The following is a 22,703-nucleotide window of genomic DNA, read 5'->3' as shown; positions in this document are numbered from 1 at the left end:
TTGAGTAATTACGTGAATATTGGATGAAAACCCATCGAACCGATTCTGGTTTACTGAAAACAATAAGTTAACCTGCTAAACTTCAGACATCCAAGTATTTGAATTATTGTGACAACAGCTTGTATTACTTGGATCGTGTGTTCGAGTTTGTGATTCAGTCACAAGTAAGTAAGGGATAGTAAGGTCAACAGACCCTATCAATATTCCGTAGAGAGGGATAATGACTAAAGGTATAGATAAATACAGTATCGACAGTACGGATTACACTGTCGGTCAAGATAACGTCCAAAAATGGGGTTTTGATGTTCATAACCCAGTATTTGGTATCAGTGCAGGACTTATTGCTTTGTTCCTGATCGGCATTCTGATTACAGATACCGCTTCAGCAAAGGCAGCACTAGATGGCGTTAAAGGCCAGATCATCAATTCGTTTGATTGGCTTTTCATCTGGTCGGGTAATGTTTTCGTTGTTTTCTGCTTAGGCTTAATTGTTTCTCCGTATGGTAAAATCCGCCTTGGTGGTGTTGATGCGACGGCAGATTACTCATTCATGTCTTGGCTATCGATGTTGTTTGCCGCAGGTATGGGTATCGGCCTAATGTTCTGGAGTGTGGCGGAACCCGCTGCTTACTTCACGGGTTGGTTTGAAACCCCGTTAGGTGTTGAACCAAACACACCAGAAGCTGCTAAGTTGGCGCTAGGTGCAACCATGTATCACTGGGGTCTACACCCTTGGGCGATTTATGGCGTAGTAGCACTGTCACTTGCGTTTTTCTCTTACAACAAGGGATTGCCTCTTTCTATTCGTTCTATTTTCTACCCAATCTTGGGTGATAGAGCGTGGGGTTGGGCTGGTCACATTGTTGATATTCTGGCGGTTCTTGCAACGCTGTTTGGTTTGGCGACGTCGCTGGGCTTAGGTGCACAACAAGCAGCAAGTGGTATTCAACATGTCTTCGGAATCGAGGCTGGCTTAGGGTTACAAGTTGTTGTTATTACCGTAGTAACGTTATTAGCGGTCGTGTCAGTGCTTCGCGGTATTGATGGCGGCGTTAAAGTTATCAGTAACATCAACATGTTGGTTGCTTTCCTGCTGCTTATCTTAGTGGCTCTAATCGGCTATGCGGTGAGTTTAGGTTCTATCCCAACAACCTTTATGGCATACGTTGAAAACATCATTCCTTTGAGTAATCCTCATGGTCGTGAAGATGAAGCGTGGATGCACGGCTGGACTGTATTCTACTGGGCTTGGTGGATTTCATGGTCACCATTCGTAGGTATGTTTATCGCGCGTGTTTCTAAAGGTCGTACGGTTCGTGAGTTCATCACAGCGGTTCTGATTGTTCCAACGACTGTTACTATCATTTGGATGTCAGTATTTGGTGGCATGGCAATTGACCAAATCGTGAATAACGTTGGTATCCTTGGTCAAGATGGTTTGACTGATGTATCACTAGCGATGTTCCAAATGTTTGATGCTCTACCGTTCGGTACGCTGCTATCAATCATTGCGGTTATCTTAGTTCTAGTATTCTTCATTACGTCGTCTGACTCAGGCTCTCTAGTTATCGACAGCATCACCGCAGGTGGTAAAGTTGATACGCCAGTGCCTCAGCGTGTGTTCTGGGCGTTCCTTGAAGGTGCAATTGCAGTAGCTCTATTGTGGGTTGGTGGTACTGAAGCAGTACAGGCTCTACAAGCGGGTGCAATCTCTACGGCATTGCCATTCACCATCATCCTATTACTGATGTGTGTTAGCTTGCTAATGGGTATGCGCACCGAGAAGCGATAGACTGATCGTTAATCGACTTTCCATTTGGTTGAAGTCGAATATAAAGTAAAAAGAAAGGCAGAAGAGGAAACTCTCCTGCCTTTTTTGTATCTATTTTACAGTCTAGAGAACAGTATATTTCGATGAAACTACCTTCAAAATAACGTCTTAAATTTGGCGATTAGCCAAGTAATTGACATTCGATAAGCCAATGGTTTGCTTAAAATTATATTACGTTATTAAATTATAAAATCGCTCGAATTTAATACTGATATTGGGTAGTATGCGCGAGATTTCCCACTACTCGTGAAACTTTGACATGAAACTAACACTTAAGCAGAAGTTAATAGGTGCTAGCCTATCTGCTGTTGTCGTTATGGCAACAGCGTTAACTTGGTTATCAGCAAACCAATTATTTGAACAGACTCGTAACGGCGTATACCTGCGAGCTGAAAGCGTATCAGAAGCAGCATCTGAAGGTATTAAAAACTGGATTGATATCCGCACCGATATCGCATCAGCATTTAATGACTTTTCACGAGAGGATGATGTTGTTCCTTTCCTTAAGCAAGCTCGTGTAGCGGGTGGCTTTGACGATATCTTTTTAGGTACTCCAGAAGGCGGAATGTACCGTTCACACCCTGAACGTAATCGCGCTGGTTACGATCCTCGTCAACGTCCTTGGTACCAAGAAGCAAACGCTGCAGGTAAGCAAATCATTACCACTGCTTACCAAGATGCAATCACTAAAGCATTGCTAGTAACAATTGCAGAGCCGGTGCGTCATAACGGCAAACTTGTTGGTGTAGTGGGTGCAGACGTACTTATCGACCAATTGGTTAACGATGTAATCAGCCTTGATGTTGGTGACAACGCTTACGCAATGCTAATTGATGCCTCTGACGGCACATTCCTCGCACACCCAGATTCAGCACTGAGCCTTAAGCCGGTAAGCCAGCTTTCAAACGACATCTCTATGCCTATCATCGAAAACGCAGTGCGTACGGGTAGCATCGAGATCATCAAAGAGCGCGGCGCAGAGAAGCTGCTTTACTTCACGAAGGTGCCTAACACTAACTGGATCTTCGCTGTTCAGATGGACAAAGCAACAGAAGAAGCGAACCACTCAACACTACTTACTCAGTTGATCACAACGGCGGTCATTATTACGTTAATCGTAATCGTATTAGTGTCTTGGTTAGTGAGCTTCCTATTCCGCGATTTAAACCGTGTTTCAGCGGCACTGGAAGAAATTGCTTCAGGTGAGGGTGACCTTACTCAACGTCTTGAGCCTAAGAGCGATGACGAGATTGGTAAGCTTGCTGAAAACTTCAACCGTTTTGTAGGCAACATGCACACCATGGTGATCAAGCTAAGCGAAGTATCTGCTGCGCTAGGCAACCAAGCACGTCAAACAGCTTCTCAAGCTGAAGAACGTAGTGCTCGTATCCAAATGCAACAAGACGAGATCAACATGGTAGCAACAGCCGTTAACGAAATGGCTGCAGCAACACAAGAGATCGCGGGTAACGCTGACCACACTGCACAGAACTCATCTGAAGCAGTTGGCGCGTGTGAGCACGGTACTGGTCAAGTGACACAGACTCAAAGCTCTATCCAAAACCTTGCTCAAGAAGTTCAAATCGCAACTAACGTGATCCTAGAACTTGAAGAGCACGGCAACAGCATCAACGCTATCTTGTCTAACATTCAAGGTATTGCAGAACAAACGAACCTACTTGCACTTAACGCGGCTATTGAAGCAGCACGTGCCGGTGAACAAGGTCGTGGTTTCGCAGTAGTAGCGGATGAAGTTCGAGTTCTGAGCCAACGTACACACGGCTCAACGCAAGAAATTCAACAAACGATTGAGTTGCTACAAGGTACAACAGGCAAAGCGGTTAATATCATGAACGATAGCCGTACACTTGCTGAAACCAGTGTTGATGACGCAAACTCAGCCGCAGCGAGCCTAACGCAAATCCATGCAGCTGTTGAACGCATTAGCGACATGGCGACACAAATTGCTTCCGCTGCAGAAGAGCAAGCATCAGTAACGTCTGAGATTACTCGTAACACTGAAGGAATCCGTGACGTATCTAATGAGCTAGCAGACGAAGCGCACCAAGCTGCGGAACAAGCTGCTCAGTTATCTGAACTGTCTCACGAGCTAGAAAGCGAAATTAGCCGCTTCAAGCTTTAAGCACTAAGTTCTGAGCGAATAGCGATAACTTGATAGCTAAAACGACTAGCGAATAATTCGCGATAACGTTATCAAAAAGCCGAATGTGATTATCACATTCGGCTTTTTTGTGCGAGCTAGTTAGAGTTATGAACCCAAATTAGTTGTTCGGGTAACCTGGGAACTTAGCTTTAAGGGCTGCGCGAGTAGGGAAGTACTGCTCCATAAATTTAACCATCGCAGGGTCGTTCGCTTGTCGTTTCTAAGCTGTTTGGGTATTTGCATCAAGGTCAGTACTTATTGTAAGTGACAGGCCAAGTTTGATTGGAGAAGGGTGTAGTTCAGGAGAATCACAGACACAAAAAAGCCCGAGTATAAACTCGGGCTTTGAATGGTTTTCTTTATAACTTATGAGGAGCTAGATTGCCTGACGAAGTTGGAAGTAACGTCCTGCTTCGATTAACAGTTTCTCATGAGAGCCGTTTTCAACAATCTCGCCTTGTTCAATCAGAACGATGGAGTCCATCGATTCCAGACCAATCAAACGGTGCGTAATGAAGATAACTGTCTTGCCTTCAAAGTGCTTCTCGAACAGCGTCATGATGCTGTGTTCTGTTTGCTTATCTAAGCCTTCTGTTGGCTCATCTAGAAGCAGGATAGGAGCATCATGAAGAATCGCGCGTGCGATACCAATACGGCGCTTCTCACCACCAGATAGTTGACGACCACCGTCACCTAACCAGCTATCAAGTGCGTTATTCTCAAGCAGCTTTTCTAGGCCAACATCTCTTAGGATATTTGCTAAGTGATCATCGGTTGCTTCTGGTCTTGCAATCAACAAGTTGTCACGCAAAGTACCATTTAGAATGTCGACACGCTGGCTTACCACACTGATTGATTCACGAAGCTGTGATTCATTCCACTGCGTCAGTTCAATGCCCGCGATTGAGATGTAGCCCTTTTTAGGATCCCAGTAGCGAGTCAGAAGCTGAATCAGAGTCGATTTGCCCGAACCCGTTTGGCCAACAATCGCAACCTTGTGCGTGGCAGGGATCGTTAGGTCAACAGAGTTCAGAACACTGCGCTCAGAATCAGGGTAGTTGAACGTCACGTTTGAGAACGTAATATCCAGCGGCTTGTTGATGTCGAGCTTCTCTTCAGCAAACTGAACTTCAGGTTCTGACAGAATAACTTCGTTCAAGCGACGTGCTGAAGACAGAGTCTGACCTAAATGCTGGAACGCGCCTGCAATTGGCATTAATAGCTCGAAGCTTGCCATAGTTGCGAATGCCATTAGCGCGATGAACGGGTCTGGTGCATTACCACCTACGCCGTCTGCTGCAAGCCAAAGCATAAGAACAAGTGTTAGACCGTTGAACAACATCAGAGCTGCTGACGCCATACCGGTTAGGTTAGCATTCACAAACTGATTCGCCATCAGCTTCTGTTGCGTTTCTAGAATCGCATTGCGGTAACGCTCTTCAGCACCGAACAAAGTCAGTTCGCTGTAGCCTTCAATCCAATCTAGCGTCGTTACACGAAGATCCGCTTTGTTCTGTGTAAGCTCGCCACCGTTACGTTTGCCCAATTTGTAGAACAAGATTGGCCAAACCAACAGCATGATCAGAAGGATAGAACCCAAGATTAAACCTAGTGAGCTATCGAACCACATTAAGAACAGAGTCAGGAAGAAAATCCCGAACACACCCACCGTCACAGGGCTTACTAAGCGCAAGTACACGTGATCCATCGCGTCTACATCAGCAACCAAACGGTTGAGAAGGTCAGCATCACGAAGGTTTGAAATACGACCTGGGATCAGCGGAGCCAGCTTCTTGAAGAAGAAGATACGCAAATCAGTTAACAGTTTGAATGTTGCATTGTGGCTAACAACACGTTCACCCCAACGACCCGCAGTACGGCTCATTGCCAAACCACGTACACCGCCGCCCGGCAGCATGTAGTTGAAGGTTTCACGTGCAATCGTAAGGCCTGCAACCGCAGAAGCTGAAATGAACCAGCCTGATAGCGTTAACAAGCCAATAGAAGCCGAAAGAGTAGCAAAAGCCAATAGCATGCCTAGCGATAGGCCAAACCAATGCTTTTTATAGAGTTTCAGGTAAGGCAGTAAATCACGCATCTAAATTACCCTTATTATCTTGTTGAGCTAAGTTCGCGTTCAGCATCTCTTCAAACAAACCACCCGCAATCGAAAGCTGAGAGTAATGACCTTGTTCAACCAGACCACCATCGCGCATAACCAGAATATTATCGACTGATTTAAGAGGAGCGAGTTGGTGCGTCACAAGCAGGGCAGTGCGGCTTTCAATATTGCTATTGATGCCTTTCATTACTAACTGTTCGCTACGAGTATCTAGGCTGGCTGTTGGTTCATCGAGCAACCAGAATTGACCGTCTTGAATCATTGCACGAGCCAGAGCCAAACGTTGAGATTGACCAACAGAAAGGCCGCCAGAGCGATCAGAGATCATGTAATCCAAGCCGTGCTCGTTTACAAATTCGCTAGCAAATGATTGCTCAAGAGCATTTTCGACAACTTGGTCAGCGATATCATGCTTACCTAGAGTGACGTTGTCACGAATGCTGCCGTGCAGTAGCAACGGGTTTTGACCAACCCAGCTAATCGTTTTACGCCAAGAGGCTAAGTCGAGGTCACGCAATTCAATACCATTGATTTGCAAGCTTCCTTCATAAGGCATGAAACCAAGGATGGCATTGATCAAACTTGTCTTACCCGCACCACTTGGACCAACTAACGCAGTCGATTGGCGAGTGTTAAGTGCGAACGAGATAGGACCAACTAATTGAACACCTTCAGGGCTTAACACTTTTAGGTCGGTAGCTTCAATATTGATGCCTTGAGCTGAATCGAGTTGAGTGTTGCCTGATTTAACCTTAGTGATGTCGGTTTCTAGGAACTCGACAATACTTTCGGCTGCGCCAACCGCTTGTTGCTTCGCGTGGTAGAAAGTACCTAAGTCACGTAGAGGTTGGTAAAACTCTGGCGCTAAGATAAGGATAAACAAACCAGCGAATAGCGTAATACCTGCACCGTAGTGGCCGAAGTTCAGCTCACCAATGTAGGTGAAACCAAAGTAAACCGCGGTCATCGCGATAGAGATCGACGTGAAGAACTCAAGGACAGCAGAAGACAAGAAAGCGATTTTCAACACATCCATGGTACGCGTTCTGAACACTTCAGATGCACCTTTCAATACTTCTGTTTCAGCGTTGGTGCGGTCAAATAGACGAATGGTTGTCATTGACTGCAAACGGTCGTAAAAGTGACCAGAAAGACGCTGCAACGCTTTGAAGTTTTTACGGTTTGCATCGGCCGCTTTCATACCAACAAGTGCCATGAACATCGGCACCAGTGGAGCAGTAATCAAGAAGATCAGTCCTGCTGCCCAGTTAACTGGGAACACCACAACTAAAATAATGAATGGAATCATTACCGATAAAGACATCTGAGGTAAGTAACGAGAGAAGAAGTCTTGCATGTCTTCTACTTGTTCTAGCAACAGCGTTGCCCACGTACCGGCAGGTTTGCCTTTAATGTAAGCAGGGCCTAACTCACGTAACTTATCAAGGATGAGTTGCCTTATATAGACCCGGATCTGTTCACCACAGCGATAACCTGCGATTTCACGTCCCCATGTACAGCCAGCACGGCCAACGACCGATAATGCCAAGCCTGCGAAATGACCAACCAGTTCAGATTTATCGACATTCTCGATGATCAGCTGGTGAAGAATAGAGGCGAGAAGAGCTGCTTGAGCAATTAAGAACACGCTTGAAAGTACGCCAAGGCTAATCGCAATCATAAGCCAGCGTTTCGCTAACTTACTCTGTTGCTTAAGCCACTTGTTCAAGCTGCGTTGTTTTTTCTTATCCATTATGAAGGCTTAATGATAATTATTATTTGTTGAGGGCGGCTAGTATACAAAAGAAAGCCCAGTGGATATACCACTGGGCTCTAGGGATTTACAACAAAATGTGATGACGCCCTGCATCTACTGAGGCGAGAGCACCGATAATCAAATCTGCAATCTCAGATTTACTTATCGTTAAGGCCATCTAGGAAGCGTTCAGCATCCAGTGCAGCCATACAACCTGTACCAGCAGAAGTGATTGCTTGGCGGTAGTTGTGGTCCATTACATCACCTGCAGCGAACACGCCTGGGATGCTGGTTTGTGTAGCGTTACCTTCAAGACCTGACTGAACGATGATGTAGTCATCTTTCATATCCACTTGGCCCTTGAAGATTTCAGTGTTTGGTTGGTGACCGATAGCAATGAATGCGCCCATTACTTCGATGTCTTCCGTTTTGTCAGACTGAGTATCTTTAATACGAACACCCGTTACGCCCATGTCGTCGCCTAGAACTTCGTCTAGCGTGCGGTCAGTGTGAAGAACAATGTTGCCGTTCTCTACTTTGTCCATTAAACGTTTCACTAGGATCTTTTCAGCGCGGAACGTGTCACGGCGGTGAACTAGGTGAACTTCAGATGCGATGTTAGATAGGTAAAGTGCTTCTTCAACAGCCGTGTTACCACCACCAACTACCGCCACTTTCTGGTTGCGGTAGAAGAAACCATCACACGTCGCACAAGCAGAAACGCCACGGCCTTTGAATGCTTCTTCAGAATCTAAACCTAGGTACTTAGCCGATGCACCCGTTGAGATGATCAATGCATCACACGTGTACTCGCCAGAATCGCCTTTAAGACGGAAAGGGCGGTTTGATAGGTCGACTTCGTTAATGTGGTCGAACAGGATCTCTGTTTCAAAGCGCTCTGCGTGCTCTTTCATGCGATCCATTAGAGCTGGACCCGTTAAACCTTCAGCATCACCCGGCCAGTTTTCCACTTCTGTCGTGGTTGTAAGCTGACCACCTTGCTGCATACCTGTAACAAGTACTGGGTTTAGGTTTGCACGAGCAGCGTAAACTGCAGCTGTATAGCCAGCAGGGCCAGAACCAAGAATCAATAAATTACAGTGCTTTACGTCGCTCATGAGGACTCCGAAATTGAAATTGTTTTTATTTATAATCGCTTAGGATTGTATGGAAAATATGGAGGCAATAAAAGGTTAAACAAGGGCAGAAGTGTAATTAATCGTTATAGGTTAGAACTTAATGTAGACAAACGTTTTCGTGGCTGGATGAATCAGTGAGAACATCCCAAGGTTTAAGGTGTAGTGGGGAGGTCAGCAGCACTATCGCTTGTTAGGGTGCTTCAAAAACTAGTGGACGAGTAGGCATGTTCTAGTGCTCAGAGAGTATGTAGGCTTTGAAGTTTATAATTAATAGTACAAAAAATACTTAAATTCGAGAATTCGGGCAACTTTTGGGGTTGGAAAGTCGCTTACAGGAGCGTCTAGCTCTACTGATTTAGGGCAGTTAAGCAAAAGTGCTTTAAATACACAAGGCGTAGATAAAGGCCACCCATAAACCAAACCTATCAGAACTTTAATTTCGAGTGATAACTTGCAGCCAAAAAAGCCGAACTAACTAAGTAGAACGACTCTTTGATATTGACTCTTGTCTATCAAAATCACATGTTGGTTTGATTGTGACCTACCGCTAATTCCGTGGTGATCTTGTCCATCATGTCATAAACTGGACCTTGGATACCCATTGAATCAGCTTCGAGGGATGACTTTAAAACTGTTTCGCCGGTATTGCTATCAATAAGGTGCAATCTCATATACGACAGATGGTTACCTAGGTCCCAATAATATCTATAAGTAAACTTGGCGATATAAGTTCGCTTCTGCTTTGTTGAATTGCCATTCCAAATTAATGCTGTACTACTGAGAAGCGCCTGAACGCTATCTATTGTTTCTTGTGGTGTCTCAACACCATTTTGCAACAAAAACCCTGCGGCAACGTTCGGAGATACAGCGAAGTTTAAGCCTTGAGGTAGCGAACCGATTCTATTGGCCATCGCGACTGTATTTGCCGTGCTTACGACTACACCTACAGCTTCAAAGTCGGTATTTGTTACAGGTCCTCCTGAGTTCCCTGGAGAGATTGGGGCCGTAATTTGTATGTTGCTAGTGTTACCATCAAACCCATACAAACTGCTTATATTACCCGTTGTCAGTCTTGCATAATCGCCCAGCATAGAAGAGAGCGGGTAACCCGATACGTAAATACTATTTCCAACTTCAGCTGGAGCGAATTTTATTGATTTCAAATCACCGCTGTCTGCCTCTAGGAGGGCTAGATCATTATGTTCATCAGTAGCAATAACGGTAGCCGGAATGTTCTTCCCTGCATAACTGATAGTAATATCATCTAAATCCTTTATTACATGGTAATTGGTGAGCCATTTGTTTTCAGCCACCAAGAAACCGCTGCCAGTGCCTGATTGCGCAAAATGTTTGCCGCCATGACCAAGTTCTGATGAGATTTGTTTATCTTCTAAATACTTCAAGATAACCGGACCAACACCAATTTGATCCTCAACCGCGTCACTTTCAATCACAACATGAATGTTATTGTTACCTATAGCAGTGTTATCCACAATGGCTACTTGTGATGACACACACCCCATTAAAGACAAAGACACCATACATAACAAAAGTAACTTTTTCACGAACATCTCCAAAACAAAAAAGGGGCAGAATTCTACCATTAACCTCATGGTTATTTGATTGATAATTCGTTTCAAAATGCTACGAAAAAGCTCGAAGTAGCTAGATAGTGTATTAGAAAAGTAACGGATAGGAATTAGCACATCAGTGCTGGAATCTACGTTTTTAAAGCACTTTATTATCAAGCTCTCCAGATTAACTCAAATACGAGCCTTAGCTGATATTAGGAGAACACACCACAAACTGAGTTGGCATTGAGAAAGGCGTAACCTTAAAAGAAAGTAATTGTTATTTGAGGGCGGCCGAGTTCCCCCCGAACTCGACCTGTTCCAGACGCGCAAGCAAAGGCGTTTGGTTTCTGGCTTACTCATAAATTAACCAATTTCAGTTTGTTGTGTAAATAATCAATAGCTTGGCAACTGATAGGTAGGTCGTATTTCATTGTGCAAAAACATAGAAATGAATGATGGTGAACGTGATGCCTGAACTCAGGCAAGGAGGCTGGCGTATTGAAGCGAAAGGGCTGACACAATATGAAACATAGCTTGCTAGTTTATAATATCGTTAAATTTAAATTTTCAGGGATTTATAACTAGCTAGTGGAGTGTGCTAGTTTTAAGAGTTGGTCATCTTTTATTCTGGTGTTATACACTGCTTTTGAATTTCAAGTTGGATTTAGTGTCTGAATTATTAAATCTGACGGGATAAATGATTGTTTAATGTTGATTTGACAAGATCTTCAAGTATCCTTTATGTAAACAAAACGTTAAATATCGAAAGTAAATTAACAATCATTAAGGAGTCGATGATGTTACATGCTCACGAAAATACCCTACATATTACCCACCTCAGTAACCACGCAGTTAAGGAGTTGTCACCATCATTCTCTAAGCTACCAAGCACAGAGCATGCGGATGGACAGTTTCGATTGAGAAGGTACTCAGTGGTTCAATTCAGTAATGGACAAGTCGTTGAGCAAGACAAACATAATTTTGTTCAGTCTGAAGATGTTAATCACTTTCAAGGTGATGTGGTTCGTCAATTCGAAGCTGTTGAACAAAATATTCTAAACGGTCAAGGCATGCAGGAAATGTGTGAGCTGTTTATTGAAACCAACGGGCTTGAAGACGGACAAGAAATCGAAATCCATCAAATCCGTATCGCTGCTATTTACGAAGAAACTCAAGTAGCACCTGAAGGTGTTCACCAAGACGGTTTTGACCACATTGCGATTATTGGTGTTACTCGCCACAACATTGTTGGTGGTGAAGTGATGCTTTATCAAGACAGTAATGAAGCGCCGTTCTTTAGAAAAGTGTTAGGCGATGGCGAAGTTGCGATGCTGGCAGACAGTAAGCTTTGGCACAATGCACAACCGATTCGCACCATAGACCACGATGAGATGGGCTATATGGATGTGTTTGTTCTAACGGCTAAGGATGCGCGCAATGTCCTTCACTCTTAATGATGTACGCCAACAATTTAGTGCTTTAGGCCAATATCATAACGGCAAACCTGTGACCTTTTTTGATGGGCCAGGCGGATCTCAGGTGCCTGAGAATGTTTTAGCTTCAATGACCGAATACCTAGGGCATTTCAATTCAAACCTAGGTGGCCACTATTTTTCTAGCCAAAAGACCACGAGCTTAATGCAGCAAGCAAGAGAAGCGGCGCAAGCACTGCTTAATGCGGAGTCTTCTGGTAACGTTGTGTTCGGTGCGAACATGACATCTCTGACCTTCCAACTTAGCCGAGCGATCAGCCGCGATTGGAAAGAGGGCGATGAAGTTATCGTCACGGCGTTAGACCATTACTCAAATGTATCGAGCTGGCAGCAAGCGGCAGACGACAAAGGCGCGATTGTTCGCCAAGTTCGTGTAGACGAGTCGGATTGTAGTTTGGATATGGCGCATTTTGAATCGCTGCTTAACGAGAAAACCAAGCTTGTCGCAGTCACGTTTGCTTCGAATACGACAGGCTCTATTGTCGACATGGCGAAAGTTATCGAGCTTGCACATCAGCATGGTGCGCAGGTTTATGTCGATGCCGTGCATTACGCGCCACACCACTTGATTGATGTTCAGCAACTGAATTGTGATTTCTTAGCGTGTTCAGCGTATAAATTCTTCGGCCCGCATGTTGGCATTGCTTATGTTGCGCCTCAATGGCTGCATACTCTAAAACCTTACAAGGTTGAGCCTGCAACCAATATCGGCCCTGGTCGATTTGAAACAGGAACACAGAGCTTTGAAGGCCTTGCTGGTGTGATTGCGGCGGTGGATTACTTGGCACAGTTAGGTGATCCAGCCGATTCATTGCGTTCTCGTTTAGAGCAAAGCTACGCGTTGTATAATAAGCACGAAAGCCAGCTCAGTGAATACTTCCTTAAGCGCTTGTCCGATCTTGAAGGGGCAAAGCTTTATGGGAAAACCGAGTTTGATTCGAACCTAAGAACCCCAACTTTTGCGATTACCTTTGATGACCACTCTCCAGAGTTCATCGCTAAGAAGTTGGGTGAACATAATATCTGTGTGTGGAACGGACATTTCTACGCATTAGGTTTGGTGAAACAGTTGGGTATTGAAGAGCAGGGCGTGGTGCGTATTGGTTGTATGCATTACAACTCGATTGAAGAGATTGACTTGTTGTTTAATGTGCTTGAAGGGATCTTGCGAAGCCACTAGCACTTAATAGCTACAGAATTAGAAAAGAGCATACTTCTCTCAATAATATTGAGTAGGAAGTGTGCTCTTTTTGTTTGATTGATCTTATTTGATCAACGCCAGTTATTCAAATAAAACCTTGATTTAACTAAGAAAGGTGCTTGACCAGAGCTGCGCCTACTGCGTGCGCACTGGTTGGGTTCTGACCGGTAATCACTCGCTCATCAACAATCACAAGCTCATGCCAAGGTTGAACCTTATTGAAACGCGCTGCGCTGCGAGCAAGAGATTCTTCCAATAAGAACGGAATGTCATTGATGGTGCCAAAGTCGATCTCTTCTTCGCGTGTAAAGCCAGTCACCGATTTAGAGCTTAATAGCTTCTCGCCGTTGCTTAAAACAATCGGAAGCAGTGCCGCTGGGCCGTGACATACTGATGCGATCACACCGCCATCTTCATAGTGCTTAGCTGCAATCGTTGCGAATTGCTCGTCGGTTGCTAAGTCAGAAAGCAAACCGAAACCACCTGGGTAGAAGATAGCATCGTAGCTTTCTACGTTAATTTGGCTTACAGGAATCGTGTTGTTAATACGGTTTTGGAAGTCATCGTCAGCCAAGATCTCGGCGTTTACTGAATCCCCTTCAATATCGGTTCCATACAATGGGCCTTTACCACCTTTGATAGAAGCGATGTCGTACTCAAAACCCGCAGCCATGATCTCTTTCAGTGCATGAGTCAGTTCAGGCGCGTAAGTTCCGTTCGCTTGGTCTGTATCGCCTAGTGTTGCGTGGTTAGTTACAGGTATTAGTATTTTTTTCATGATTCGTCCCTTTGAGCACGTTTGTTTGGTTTCAGCGTCGTTGTTTGCTATAGGCATCGTGGTTTTTATTTAGAAAACCAAAGTTTTCAATCTAGATACCGCTGTTTCGTTACCTGTAATACTAGTAGTAAACCATTTGAGTGATAATATGCCGAATAGGCAAAACATTATTGCTATATAGCAATAGTAGGGTGAGAATTAGTCGGATGTGAATTCGTTATATGTAAACAGGTGAAGTATGGATAGCTTTGAAGGGATTAATGAGTTTGTTGCGGTAGCCGAGTGTCACGGCTTTTCTGCAGCAGCAAAACAACTGGGTTGCAGTACCAGTCATGTAAGTCGCCAAGTTTCAAGGTTAGAAGAGAGAGTGGGTGTGGCATTGCTTGCACGCTCTACACGAATGGTGAGCCTGACCGAATCGGGTCACACCTATTATCAGCAGTGTAGAGATTTGGTCATTGGGCTTCAGCAAGCGAACGAGCAAGTGACTTCTCAGCAGACTCAGCTTAGCGGTACTTTGCGTGTGAGTGCTGCTGGCGCGTTTGCAGAAAATCATGTCGCGGCGGCGCTGATGGAATTTGCTAAAGATCATCCTGAGCTCACCATAGAAATGAACTTCAATACTAAGATGGTTAACTTCATCGAAGATGGCATCGATTTCGCGATTCGTTATGGCCGATTGGACGATTCAGGATTGGTGGCAAGAAAGCTCGTCGATCGCCCGATGGCGGCAGCAGCCAGTAAAGGTTATATAGATCAATTTGGTGCGCCAACTCACCCAGAGCAGTTAAAGTTACACAGCTGTATTATCGCCAACAGTGATCAGTGGCTATTTGAGAAAGAGGGCAAACCGTTAAATGCAGTGCGAGTGCATGGGCGCTGGCGCAGTAATAATTCGAGTGCAGTACTTAAAGCATGTGAAGAGGGGCTTGGTGTTGTCTATCTGCCCAAAAGCAGCTTCAATGGTGGCCTTAGTAATGGAAAACTGGTCCCGGTGCTTGAAGAATATTGGGGAGCAGGAACCAGCAGTTGGGTCGTATATCAAAACCGTCGTTTTTTACCCCAGAGAGCACGGTTAGCGATCGACTTCTTAGTCGCTTACTTTTCGGATTGGAATGAATAACCGACAAGGTTTCAAGCTAACAGCCAACAAGATAGAAAAGGAATAATAAAAGGATTTGAAAAGAGTCGTGATTAGATCTAGCTACCGACTTTAAAGCGGAAAACAGAAAAGCTAATGCTTACATAGATATACGTTATCTTTTTTTTGTTTTTTGACGCGAGTAATAGGATTGAGATACTTGTCTACTTTTAGTGACTCGTGTTAGCGATAGAATTGTAGAGAAGCCTGTAGCAGTACGATATACTAGATACCATATTAATGCCCCTAACGCGTGAAAGATTGTGTGGAAGCGTTGGCAGGATGTGTTGTTATGCTCCAGTTTTTGGGGTGTAGCGAGAGTGCGGAGTTGGCAATGTCTTCAATAAATTTCGAATCCACGTACGGTGTAATAACTATTCAAGATATGAATGTAGTTAGTGTTGACGCTAATTATGCTCGCATCTATGGATACCAATCACCCGAAGAACTACTTACTAATATAGATAGCTTCCTAGATCTAATCTCAGAAGAATACCATGTTTTAGCCTATCAAAATTACCTTGAAACGATCAGTGGTCAACGCGATCCGCAGGTCCACACCTATGTTAATGTTGATCGCAATGGTCGAGAGTTCACTGTGTTCTCTATTGACCATGTTACAGAGTGGAAAGGTCGGCCAGCACTGCAAGTCACGGTGATCGATCTTTCCCCTGCGATTCAGCTGCAAAATGCGGTGCGTAAACAAGATAAGATGTATCACGATATGATCATGCAATCAGGGCAGGGCATCTTGGTTCACCGAGAGTTCAAACCGCTGATGGTCAATCAATCGTGGGTTAAAATGCAGGGTGGTTCTTCCATTGAGCAAGTTTTAAAGCTGGACTCTATCCTTACATTGGTGCCAAAACAGAATACGGATGGCATCAGTAAGCACTATCAAGCGATCGTGTCGGGTGAGTTGTCGGGAACCAGCACTGTGGTTGAAAACATTGGGTTCGATGGCATTCATCGATTCTTCAATATTTACGATAATGCGATTACTTGGCGAGGTCAGCCGGCTGTTCAGGTTGTGCTCGAAGATGTGACTCAAAAAGTGATGTTGGAAAAGCAATTGGTTCATCAAGCGAATTACGATGAAATGACTGACTTACTCAATCGCAGAGCGATTTATGAGTGGTTAAGGGAACATATTGCCTCTGATACTCATGTCGTCAGTATGCTGCTTGATATCGATGACTTCAAATCGATCAATGATGCTTACGGCCATATGGTGGGCGATGAGGTTATTTGCGCATTGGCTAACATTACTAAACGTAATGTTGAGAGAGTGGGTGGTGTGGCAGGCCGCTGGGGTGGAGAAGAGTTTATTCTCTTTATTCCCAATGCGTCACCTAACGTTTCGCGAGAAGTTTCTGATCAGATCCGACAGCAATTTAATCAGGTCGAGTTCAAAGTGGGCGAACAGATTCGTTTTAATGTGAGTGTGAGTATCGGAGTGAGTGATAGTCGATCTTGCGAAGGAAAAGTGTCCATCGATGCACTCGTCAACCTCACAGACCAATCTTTGTATCGAGCCAAAGCGAATGGAAAGAACTGCGTGTGCGGAGAAGTGTTTTCCAGCGATATAAGCCAAGCATTACCGCACTAAACGACTTCAATCTATTGAGTAAACTCGATCAATTTAGCACCCCCAATCAATTTAGAAGCATAAGCTATTAATCTAGAAGCTTAAGCCATAAATCTAGAAGCATAAAAATAAAGCTAACTAGGGTGTCACCTCGTTATAATGTTTGGTCATGATACAAAAATGCCCTCAAGCAATTGCTGAGGGCATTTTAGTTTTAGTTCATCAAAGCCGTTTAGCTTTCACCGATCAAAGCCGTTTAGCTTTGGTTTATCAAAACAGCGATCATCTCAAAACCGTTGGCTGACTAAGCAGAAACTTCTACTTCGTAAGAGCCAAATTTACGGATGTTAATCACACCAGTATCCAAGATAAGGTATTGGCCTTTGATACCTTGAAGTACACCTGTCACTTCAGGGTTCTTATCAAAGTTATGAGAAACAATCTTCACTGGGTGCTGCTCAACTGGGTAGCTCAGTGAAGTGATGTTCTCACTAAGAATCTCGATGGCATCGTCGCCAAACTTCGCTCTGATCTCTTGGATTTTATCCTCAACCAATGGCAAGAGTTCTTTGGCTTTTTCTACCAACTCCATATCGTCACCGTCGCCTTTTAGCAACGTGCGCCAGTTGGTTTTGTCGGCAATGTGTTTGGCTAACTCAACTTCAATCAGGCCAGAAATCTGACGTGTTTTTACCTTCAAGATCGGTAGGCCTTGAGTGGCTCCTTGGTCAATCCAGCGAGTAGGAATTTGAGTGTGACGAGTGATACCCACTTTTAGGCTTGATGTGTTCGATAGGTAAACGAAGTGATCAACCATGCAGTTCGCTTCGCCCCATTCAGGCTCACGACACGTGCCTTCATCGTAATGGCAAGTTTCAGGCTTCATGATGCACATGTCGCAGCTTGCTAGCTTTCTCATGCACACAAAGCAGTGGCCTTGAGAGTAGCTTTTCTTGGTTTTCTTGCCACACGAGCAGCAAAAAATATTACCGGTGTGAGTGAGGTTGATGGTTTTACCAATCAGAGGGTTTAGCTCTACAAACTCTTCACCGACAGGTAAACGGTAGGTAACCGCACCATCGAGCGAAGCACTCATTTTCTTGAGTGTTCCTTTTGCTAATAAAGACATGACATTACTCGTTGTATTTTGATTATTATTTCGTCGACTCGGACGCTCTGTAAGCAGGCGCTACGGTTAACGATGATTATGCGATGAGTATAACAAATAGAGTCCGTTTTAATACGCAATATTACTTGATTATTGCGATGGATAATTGATGAGTAAACGCTCGCTTAAAATTATGGTATGACATTTTGTTCAGGCGTGATATAACGTTTTTTAGTAAATTATTGGCATTAAGATCACTAATTTATCTAACTTATTTTTTATCGTGAAATCCCAATTATAGGGACCTTAAGCCGGAAGCTTAGACGTGAAGTGGATCCATAAAATAGTCATCTTTTTAGTTATCACGACACTGGCGATTGTCCAGTATTACCGTGTGAGCGGAAATCGTGTGATAACGGCAATTATGCCGGATAAATATGAGTTTATCGCGACCAGCGATCAAGTGGATAGGGGTGTCAGTACGTCCCAATTATCTTATCAAAATGGCCAGTATATTCTCGACTGTGAGCTTAAAGAATCTGAGTATCCGTGGCCTTATTGCGGCCTATCGATTCGTATCAACCCAGACATTACCACTGGCCTTGACCTTTCGCAGTACCACACCTTTAGAGTCAATATTGATTACCATGCGGAGGCCGATTCTAGCGGTCGTTTGCGAACTTACCTGCGTAATTATAATCCTGCTTATTCGGTTCCTGATGACGAGTACACGCATAAGTACAACGGGATGGAGTTTTCTCCTGGCGTGGATGGTGGTGTGATTGAGATTCCGATCAAAAACCTGCAAGTAATGACATGGTGGTTAGCGGATAACGAGATTGCGCTAGAGCATTCAGCGCCTGAGTATTCGAATGTGAATATGGTTGAGTTTGCTACCGCGTCTGGTGCGAAACTGGGTCACCACAGAATAGTCATCCGCAGTATTGAGTTCGAGGGATCTTATATTTCAGGCGAAAGCTTGTTCCTTATCTTACTGTTTGTTTGGGTTGGTACAGGCACCGTATTCTTATTGTCTGAGTTAAACCGTTCAAGAAAACGTATGGTGCTTGCAGAGAAAAGGCATCATCACTTAAAGAACGTCAATCGAGCACTGAGAGAGCAAAACTTTGAGTTTTCAGAAAAGGCTCATCGTGATGAACTGACTGGGATTCTCAACCGACACGCGATTCGTGATTGGCTAAAAATGCAGTCTCAGCAGGTAAAGCAGGGGCATGGAAAGCTGAGTATGTTGTATCTCGACATTGACTACTTTAAGAGCGTCAACGATAAATACGGACACCAAATGGGTGATCATATTTTACGAGAATTCAGCATGGTGGTCGGCAGTTCGATCAGCGCTTCCGACAAATTGGTGAGATGGGGTGGTGAAGAGTTCATTGTTTTTTGCCCGGAGACTGATCTTGGCGAAGCACAAAGAAAGGCCGAGAAAATCCGACTTTTAGTCAGCCAGCACCTTTGGGTTCATGGCGATCCACTCACTTGCAGTATCGGTATTGCTGAGATGAAACAAGAGCGTGTGACAGAGACCATTGCTCGCGCTGATGAAGCCTTGTATCAAGCGAAGCATTCAGGGCGAAATCAGGTGATTTTGAGTCACTAATCTGAAAATTGTTTTGGTTAGTTTATAAGCCACACGTGCATATGTGATGTGTGGCATTTTTATGGGCGCTATATGAGTTTACCCTCTAGAGCCTTTGTTGATTTGCTTGGATAACGTATAAAAAATGATCTCACTGTTCTTTAAATGCTTGCTCGGTGCCGCGGCTGTTTTGTTGATTGCGCTACTGTCGAAAAGTAAGAGCTTTTACATCGCAGGCTTAGTGCCGTTGTTTCCAACCTTTGCTCTGATTGCTCACTACATTGTTGGCACGGAACAAACCATGGTGGAGTTACGTACCACGGCACTCTTTGGTTTGTTCTCGCTTGTGCCATACGCGGCTTATCTTGGCGCGGTTTATGTGTTCAGTTATCGCTACAATTTGGTATCGACGCTTTCTTTAGCCACTGTCGTTTGGGTTATGTGTGCTTCTATGCTGCTGTTAGGTTGGACGCGTTTGGTGCCAAGTGTGGCGTGAGAGCCAGATCTTAGAACGGTAATGAGTGCTTGGTGGCAAGTTGATCCAAAAAAGGTGACAAGTTGACACAAAAAAGGTGGCGCGGGGCCACCAAAAGGGAAAAGCGTTTCTTGTTTTTAGATGCCCGTTTAGCTGATTTAGTTAGTTAAACTGGTCTTGCTAGTTAAATTGATCTTGTTAGCTGAACGGGCATTTTTGTACTGGTTGAGCCGGGGGAAGCTGCAACCAGATTTTTTAGGGGGGCATTCCTGTAAACATTTATCTATAAGCATTTACCTATAAATATGTGTTTCTAAGCACTTGCCTATAAAGCTTTCTCTATAAGCGTTTGCTGCTTACCAAAAGATCCACGCGAACAGTGTTAGCACTAGGATACAAACTAAGTTCAACACCATACCGACTCGCATCATTTCTTTTTGTTTGATATGACCAGAGCCAAATACAATCGCATTAGGTGGTGTCGCGACTGGTAGCATGAAGGCACAAGATGCGGCAATCGCAATTAGTGCAGATAAGATAACAGGTGACATACCCAGCGCTTCAGCAATGGTTGCGAATACAGGGACAAGCAATGCCGCACTCGCTGTGTTACTCGCAAATTCCGTTAGGAATACCACGAACGCTACCACGGCTAGAATCGTAAGAAGCACGCCTGCTGTTTCTAAAAATCCGCTTAGTGAGTGTGCTAGGAATACGCTGGTTCCAGTCGCTTTAAGAATGTTACTTAAACAGATACCGCCACCGAACAGGATAAGCACACCCCAATCCGTTGTCTTCTCGACATCTTTCCATTCAACCGCTCTAGAAGCGCCAAGCAGTACAATGGCACCAATCGCGACCAAGCTATCAAACTTAGAGAATCCGCCAATCATTGCATTAATTGGTTTTCCGAATATCCAAAGCGTTACGGTTAAAAGGAAGATAGACAGTGTGATTTTTTTGCTGTTCGTCCACTCTACAGGAGCGTGGTCTAGCTCGAATTTATGGTCGAGCTTGGGCTTAGTCATCACGTATAAAACAATCATCGTGATTGGCAATAAGATCATTGAGATAGGTAGGCCAAGTGCCATCCACTCTGTGAAGCTCAAGCCGACTTCTGCCGCAGCAATTGCGTTTGGTGGGCTACCCACTAAGGTTGCGATGCCACCAATCGATGCACAGTAAGCGATGCCTAGTAGCACAAATACGTAGGTGTTACGGTCTTCACTTTGGTCAACTTTGTTCATGATGCCTAGAACAAGAGGAAGCATCATTGCTGTGGTTGCGGTGTTTGAGATCCACATGGATAAGCCTGCACTCACACCGAACAGCATGAACACGGCGACCGACATTCTGCCTTTTGCAATCAACAGTACTTTGTCAGCAATTGCTTTATCTAACTCTTGCTTGTTCAGCGCGGCTGCCAATGCGAAGCCACCCATGAACAAGAAGATGATTGGGTTCGAAAAGTTAGCCAGCGCAGCGGGCGTGTTGAATACACCAAACAAGACAGCCAATAGGGGAACGAGCAAAGCGGTGATGCTGACGTGAATAGCTTCTGTTAACCATAAAATGGCAACGAACACGAGAATACTTAAACCTGTATTCACTTGTGTTTCGAAAGGAAGATTATTGAGCAAAAGTGCAAATAACGTGAAATTACCAATTAAGATCATGCTGTTGCGGGTAAACAACCAGTGTTTCAGTGTAGTAACAAGTGCCGTCATAAGACGCTCCTTTTGTTATCCTCGTTTTATTGGTGCACGACTTCATTGAGTCGTGCTTATTATTTTCGAGGTATATAGCTTGATGTAGGGTCAGACTTTGTTGGAAGAATGTTACTCAAGTTAATAAAGGAGTGTTGGTGTGTTTTTGCTTAACAATGGGGAAGTGTGAGGCAACAAATTCAAAATGTGTAGTTTTCTACACATCGGTCTCTGCTGGTTCTAAAATAGGGCTTGTTGTAGGGTCTACAACAGGGTTTACAGTGGGGTCAGTAATAGGGTTTGGAATCGGAAATGATTCCGGTTTTGGACTGGGTTGAATCGGCTCTTTAGGTCCAAGGAACTTTGGCGTTGTCCCCATAATATACAGATCAAGGAATGCTTTGGTGCGCGCAAACACTTCACGTAAACGTATTGAGGTTCCCGAATGGTGAGTTGGTCCTGAAACCGCCAAACACTGCGCATGAATATCGTAAGAATTGGCGATGAAGAGCGCTCTTTCACAGTGGAATTTCTGAGTGATGATCAGAAAATTATCAGTATCGAATATCTTTTTAGCGCGAACAATCGAGTCCAAGGTTCTAAAACCGGCGTAATCTAGATTGATGCGTTCATCGGGGACACCCGCTTTCAACAAGTCGCGTTTCATCGTCCACGGCTCATTGTAAGAGCGATGAGCGTTATCGCCACTCAGTAGAAATTGGTCAACTTTTTCACGATCGAATAGCTCAATCGCGGCTTCGATTCGGTGTTTATAATAGTCGTTGAGTGTTCTACCCAAATATTTGCTTGTGCCAAGCACAACCGCGACCTCAAGCTCGGGCACGTCATCAATATCGTAGATGATGCGATCTTCCGCTTGCCATGAAACCCAATAATCGATCGCAATAACCGCAGCGCTGCCAACTAAGAACACGAGGAAAGCGCCAAACAGAAAACCTTGCAGTTTTTTGTAAGCTTTTAATAAGTAGCTACGGAAAATGTGAGAATCAAATTTCACTCTCGGTAT

16 protein-coding genes are annotated in these 22,703 nt (G+C 44.4%); 8 read left to right on the top strand and 8 right to left on the bottom strand.

Annotation, left to right across the window (positions count from 1 at the left end):
* The first annotated feature begins 220 nt into the window (after positions 1-220).
* Positions 221-1,792 carry a BCCT family transporter gene (locus AC3CIA_RS09665; protein ID WP_017093820.1) on the top strand — a complete coding sequence of 524 codons (1,572 nt, stop codon included), beginning with the start codon at positions 221-223 and terminating at the stop codon, positions 1,790-1,792.
* Between the two features lie 298 nt (positions 1,793-2,090).
* Complete coding sequence (locus AC3CIA_RS09660; RefSeq protein ID WP_488518051.1) at positions 2,091-3,974, top strand: methyl-accepting chemotaxis protein; 1,884 nt, start codon at positions 2,091-2,093, stop codon at positions 3,972-3,974.
* 397 nt (positions 3,975-4,371) lie between these two features.
* Here AC3CIA_RS09660 and cydC read toward each other — a convergent pair whose 3' ends face one another.
* The 4 genes from cydC to AC3CIA_RS09640 all read right to left on the bottom strand — a co-directional run bounded on the left by cydC (position 4,372) and on the right by AC3CIA_RS09640 (position 10,577).
* Positions 4,372-6,093, bottom strand: coding sequence for a heme ABC transporter ATP-binding protein/permease CydC (gene cydC, locus AC3CIA_RS09655; protein ID WP_488518050.1), 1,722 nt, complete (start codon positions 6,091-6,093; stop codon positions 4,372-4,374).
* A complete protein-coding gene (cydD, locus tag AC3CIA_RS09650) occupies positions 6,086-7,870 on the bottom strand; it encodes a heme ABC transporter permease/ATP-binding protein CydD (RefSeq protein WP_488518049.1) in 1,785 nt (594 codons plus the stop codon). Before cydD ends, cydC begins: the two co-directional genes overlap by 8 nt.
* A gap of 161 nt (positions 7,871-8,031) precedes the next feature.
* On the bottom strand, positions 8,032-8,991 hold the full coding sequence (trxB, locus tag AC3CIA_RS09645) for a thioredoxin-disulfide reductase (protein WP_004733400.1): 960 nt from the start codon (positions 8,989-8,991) through the stop codon (positions 8,032-8,034).
* A 539-nt stretch (positions 8,992-9,530) separates the two neighbouring features.
* Positions 9,531-10,577, bottom strand: a complete 1,047-nt coding sequence (locus AC3CIA_RS09640; RefSeq protein ID WP_162929976.1) for a S1C family serine protease — start codon at positions 10,575-10,577, stop codon at positions 9,531-9,533.
* 806 nt (positions 10,578-11,383) lie between these two features.
* Between AC3CIA_RS09640 and AC3CIA_RS09635 the strand changes: the two genes are divergently transcribed.
* Together AC3CIA_RS09635 and AC3CIA_RS09630 are read left to right on the top strand one after the other, a co-directional pair.
* Positions 11,384-12,040, top strand: coding sequence for a 2OG-Fe dioxygenase family protein (locus AC3CIA_RS09635; RefSeq protein WP_488518893.1), 657 nt, complete (start codon positions 11,384-11,386; stop codon positions 12,038-12,040).
* On the top strand, positions 12,024-13,259 hold the full coding sequence (locus tag AC3CIA_RS09630; protein WP_102343913.1) for a cysteine desulfurase-like protein: 1,236 nt from the start codon (positions 12,024-12,026) through the stop codon (positions 13,257-13,259). Before AC3CIA_RS09635 ends, AC3CIA_RS09630 begins: the two co-directional genes overlap by 17 nt.
* Before the next feature lie 127 nt (positions 13,260-13,386).
* Here the strand turns inward: AC3CIA_RS09630 and AC3CIA_RS09625 are convergent, their stop codons facing one another.
* Complete coding sequence (locus AC3CIA_RS09625; protein WP_488518048.1) at positions 13,387-14,058, bottom strand: type 1 glutamine amidotransferase domain-containing protein; 672 nt, start codon at positions 14,056-14,058, stop codon at positions 13,387-13,389.
* A 238-nt stretch (positions 14,059-14,296) separates the two neighbouring features.
* Here AC3CIA_RS09625 and AC3CIA_RS09620 point away from each other — a divergent pair, with 238 nt between their 5' ends.
* Together AC3CIA_RS09620 and AC3CIA_RS09615 are read left to right on the top strand one after the other, a co-directional pair.
* Complete coding sequence (locus AC3CIA_RS09620; RefSeq protein ID WP_065204807.1) at positions 14,297-15,181, top strand: LysR family transcriptional regulator; 885 nt, start codon at positions 14,297-14,299, stop codon at positions 15,179-15,181.
* 403 nt (positions 15,182-15,584) lie between these two features.
* Entirely contained in the window at positions 15,585-16,808 is a 1,224-nt protein-coding gene (locus AC3CIA_RS09615) for a sensor domain-containing diguanylate cyclase (RefSeq protein WP_488518892.1), read from the top strand.
* Positions 16,809-17,091: 283 nt separating this feature from the next.
* Here AC3CIA_RS09615 and AC3CIA_RS09610 read toward each other — a convergent pair whose 3' ends face one another.
* On the bottom strand, positions 17,092-17,916 hold the full coding sequence (locus tag AC3CIA_RS09610; protein ID WP_017082764.1) for a DUF2797 domain-containing protein: 825 nt from the start codon (positions 17,914-17,916) through the stop codon (positions 17,092-17,094).
* Positions 17,917-18,220: 304 nt separating this feature from the next.
* Between AC3CIA_RS09610 and AC3CIA_RS09605 the strand changes: the two genes are divergently transcribed.
* Complete coding sequence (locus tag AC3CIA_RS09605) at positions 18,221-19,516, top strand: GGDEF domain-containing protein (protein WP_488518047.1); 1,296 nt, start codon at positions 18,221-18,223, stop codon at positions 19,514-19,516.
* Between the two features lie 124 nt (positions 19,517-19,640).
* Complete coding sequence (locus tag AC3CIA_RS09600) at positions 19,641-19,991, top strand: GlpM family protein (RefSeq protein ID WP_004733411.1); 351 nt, start codon at positions 19,641-19,643, stop codon at positions 19,989-19,991.
* 335 nt (positions 19,992-20,326) lie between these two features.
* Here the strand turns inward: AC3CIA_RS09600 and AC3CIA_RS09595 are convergent, their stop codons facing one another.
* Positions 20,327-21,697: a DASS family sodium-coupled anion symporter gene (locus tag AC3CIA_RS09595; protein ID WP_372244041.1), complete on the bottom strand. Its 1,371-nt coding sequence runs from the start codon at positions 21,695-21,697 to the stop codon at positions 20,327-20,329.
* 196 nt (positions 21,698-21,893) lie between these two features.
* On the bottom strand, positions 21,894-22,694 hold the full coding sequence (locus tag AC3CIA_RS09590; RefSeq protein ID WP_029224433.1) for a SanA/YdcF family protein: 801 nt from the start codon (positions 22,692-22,694) through the stop codon (positions 21,894-21,896).
* Positions 22,695-22,703 lie beyond the last annotated feature (9 nt).

The sequence above is a fragment of the Vibrio sp. QJM3NY_27 genome (genome assembly GCF_057785955.1).
This window is presented reverse-complemented; position numbering and strand designations above follow the sequence as displayed.

Excerpts from the sequence above, each read along its gene's own strand:
- AC3CIA_RS09635 (WP_488518893.1), top strand. The coding sequence starts at position 11,384 with ATGTTACATGCTCACGAAAATACCCTACATATTACCCACCTCAGTAAC.
- AC3CIA_RS09620 (WP_065204807.1), top strand. The coding sequence starts at position 14,297 with ATGGATAGCTTTGAAGGGATTAATGAGTTTGTTGCGGTAGCCGAGTGT.
- AC3CIA_RS09665 (WP_017093820.1), top strand. The coding sequence starts at position 221 with ATGACTAAAGGTATAGATAAATACAGTATCGACAGTACGGATTACACT.
- AC3CIA_RS09660 (WP_488518051.1), top strand. The coding sequence starts at position 2,091 with ATGAAACTAACACTTAAGCAGAAGTTAATAGGTGCTAGCCTATCTGCT.
- AC3CIA_RS09600 (WP_004733411.1), top strand. The coding sequence starts at position 19,641 with ATGATCTCACTGTTCTTTAAATGCTTGCTCGGTGCCGCGGCTGTTTTG.
- AC3CIA_RS09615 (WP_488518892.1), top strand. The coding sequence starts at position 15,585 with ATGAATGTAGTTAGTGTTGACGCTAATTATGCTCGCATCTATGGATAC.
- cydC (WP_488518050.1), bottom strand. The coding sequence starts at position 6,093 with ATGCGTGATTTACTGCCTTACCTGAAACTCTATAAAAAGCATTGGTTT.
- AC3CIA_RS09610 (WP_017082764.1), bottom strand. The coding sequence starts at position 17,916 with ATGTCTTTATTAGCAAAAGGAACACTCAAGAAAATGAGTGCTTCGCTC.
- AC3CIA_RS09625 (WP_488518048.1), bottom strand. The coding sequence starts at position 14,058 with ATGAAAAAAATACTAATACCTGTAACTAACCACGCAACACTAGGCGAT.
- cydD (WP_488518049.1), bottom strand. The coding sequence starts at position 7,870 with ATGGATAAGAAAAAACAACGCAGCTTGAACAAGTGGCTTAAGCAACAG.
- AC3CIA_RS09630 (WP_102343913.1), top strand. The coding sequence starts at position 12,024 with ATGTCCTTCACTCTTAATGATGTACGCCAACAATTTAGTGCTTTAGGC.
- AC3CIA_RS09595 (WP_372244041.1), bottom strand. The coding sequence starts at position 21,697 with ATGACGGCACTTGTTACTACACTGAAACACTGGTTGTTTACCCGCAAC.
- trxB (WP_004733400.1), bottom strand. The coding sequence starts at position 8,991 with ATGAGCGACGTAAAGCACTGTAATTTATTGATTCTTGGTTCTGGCCCT.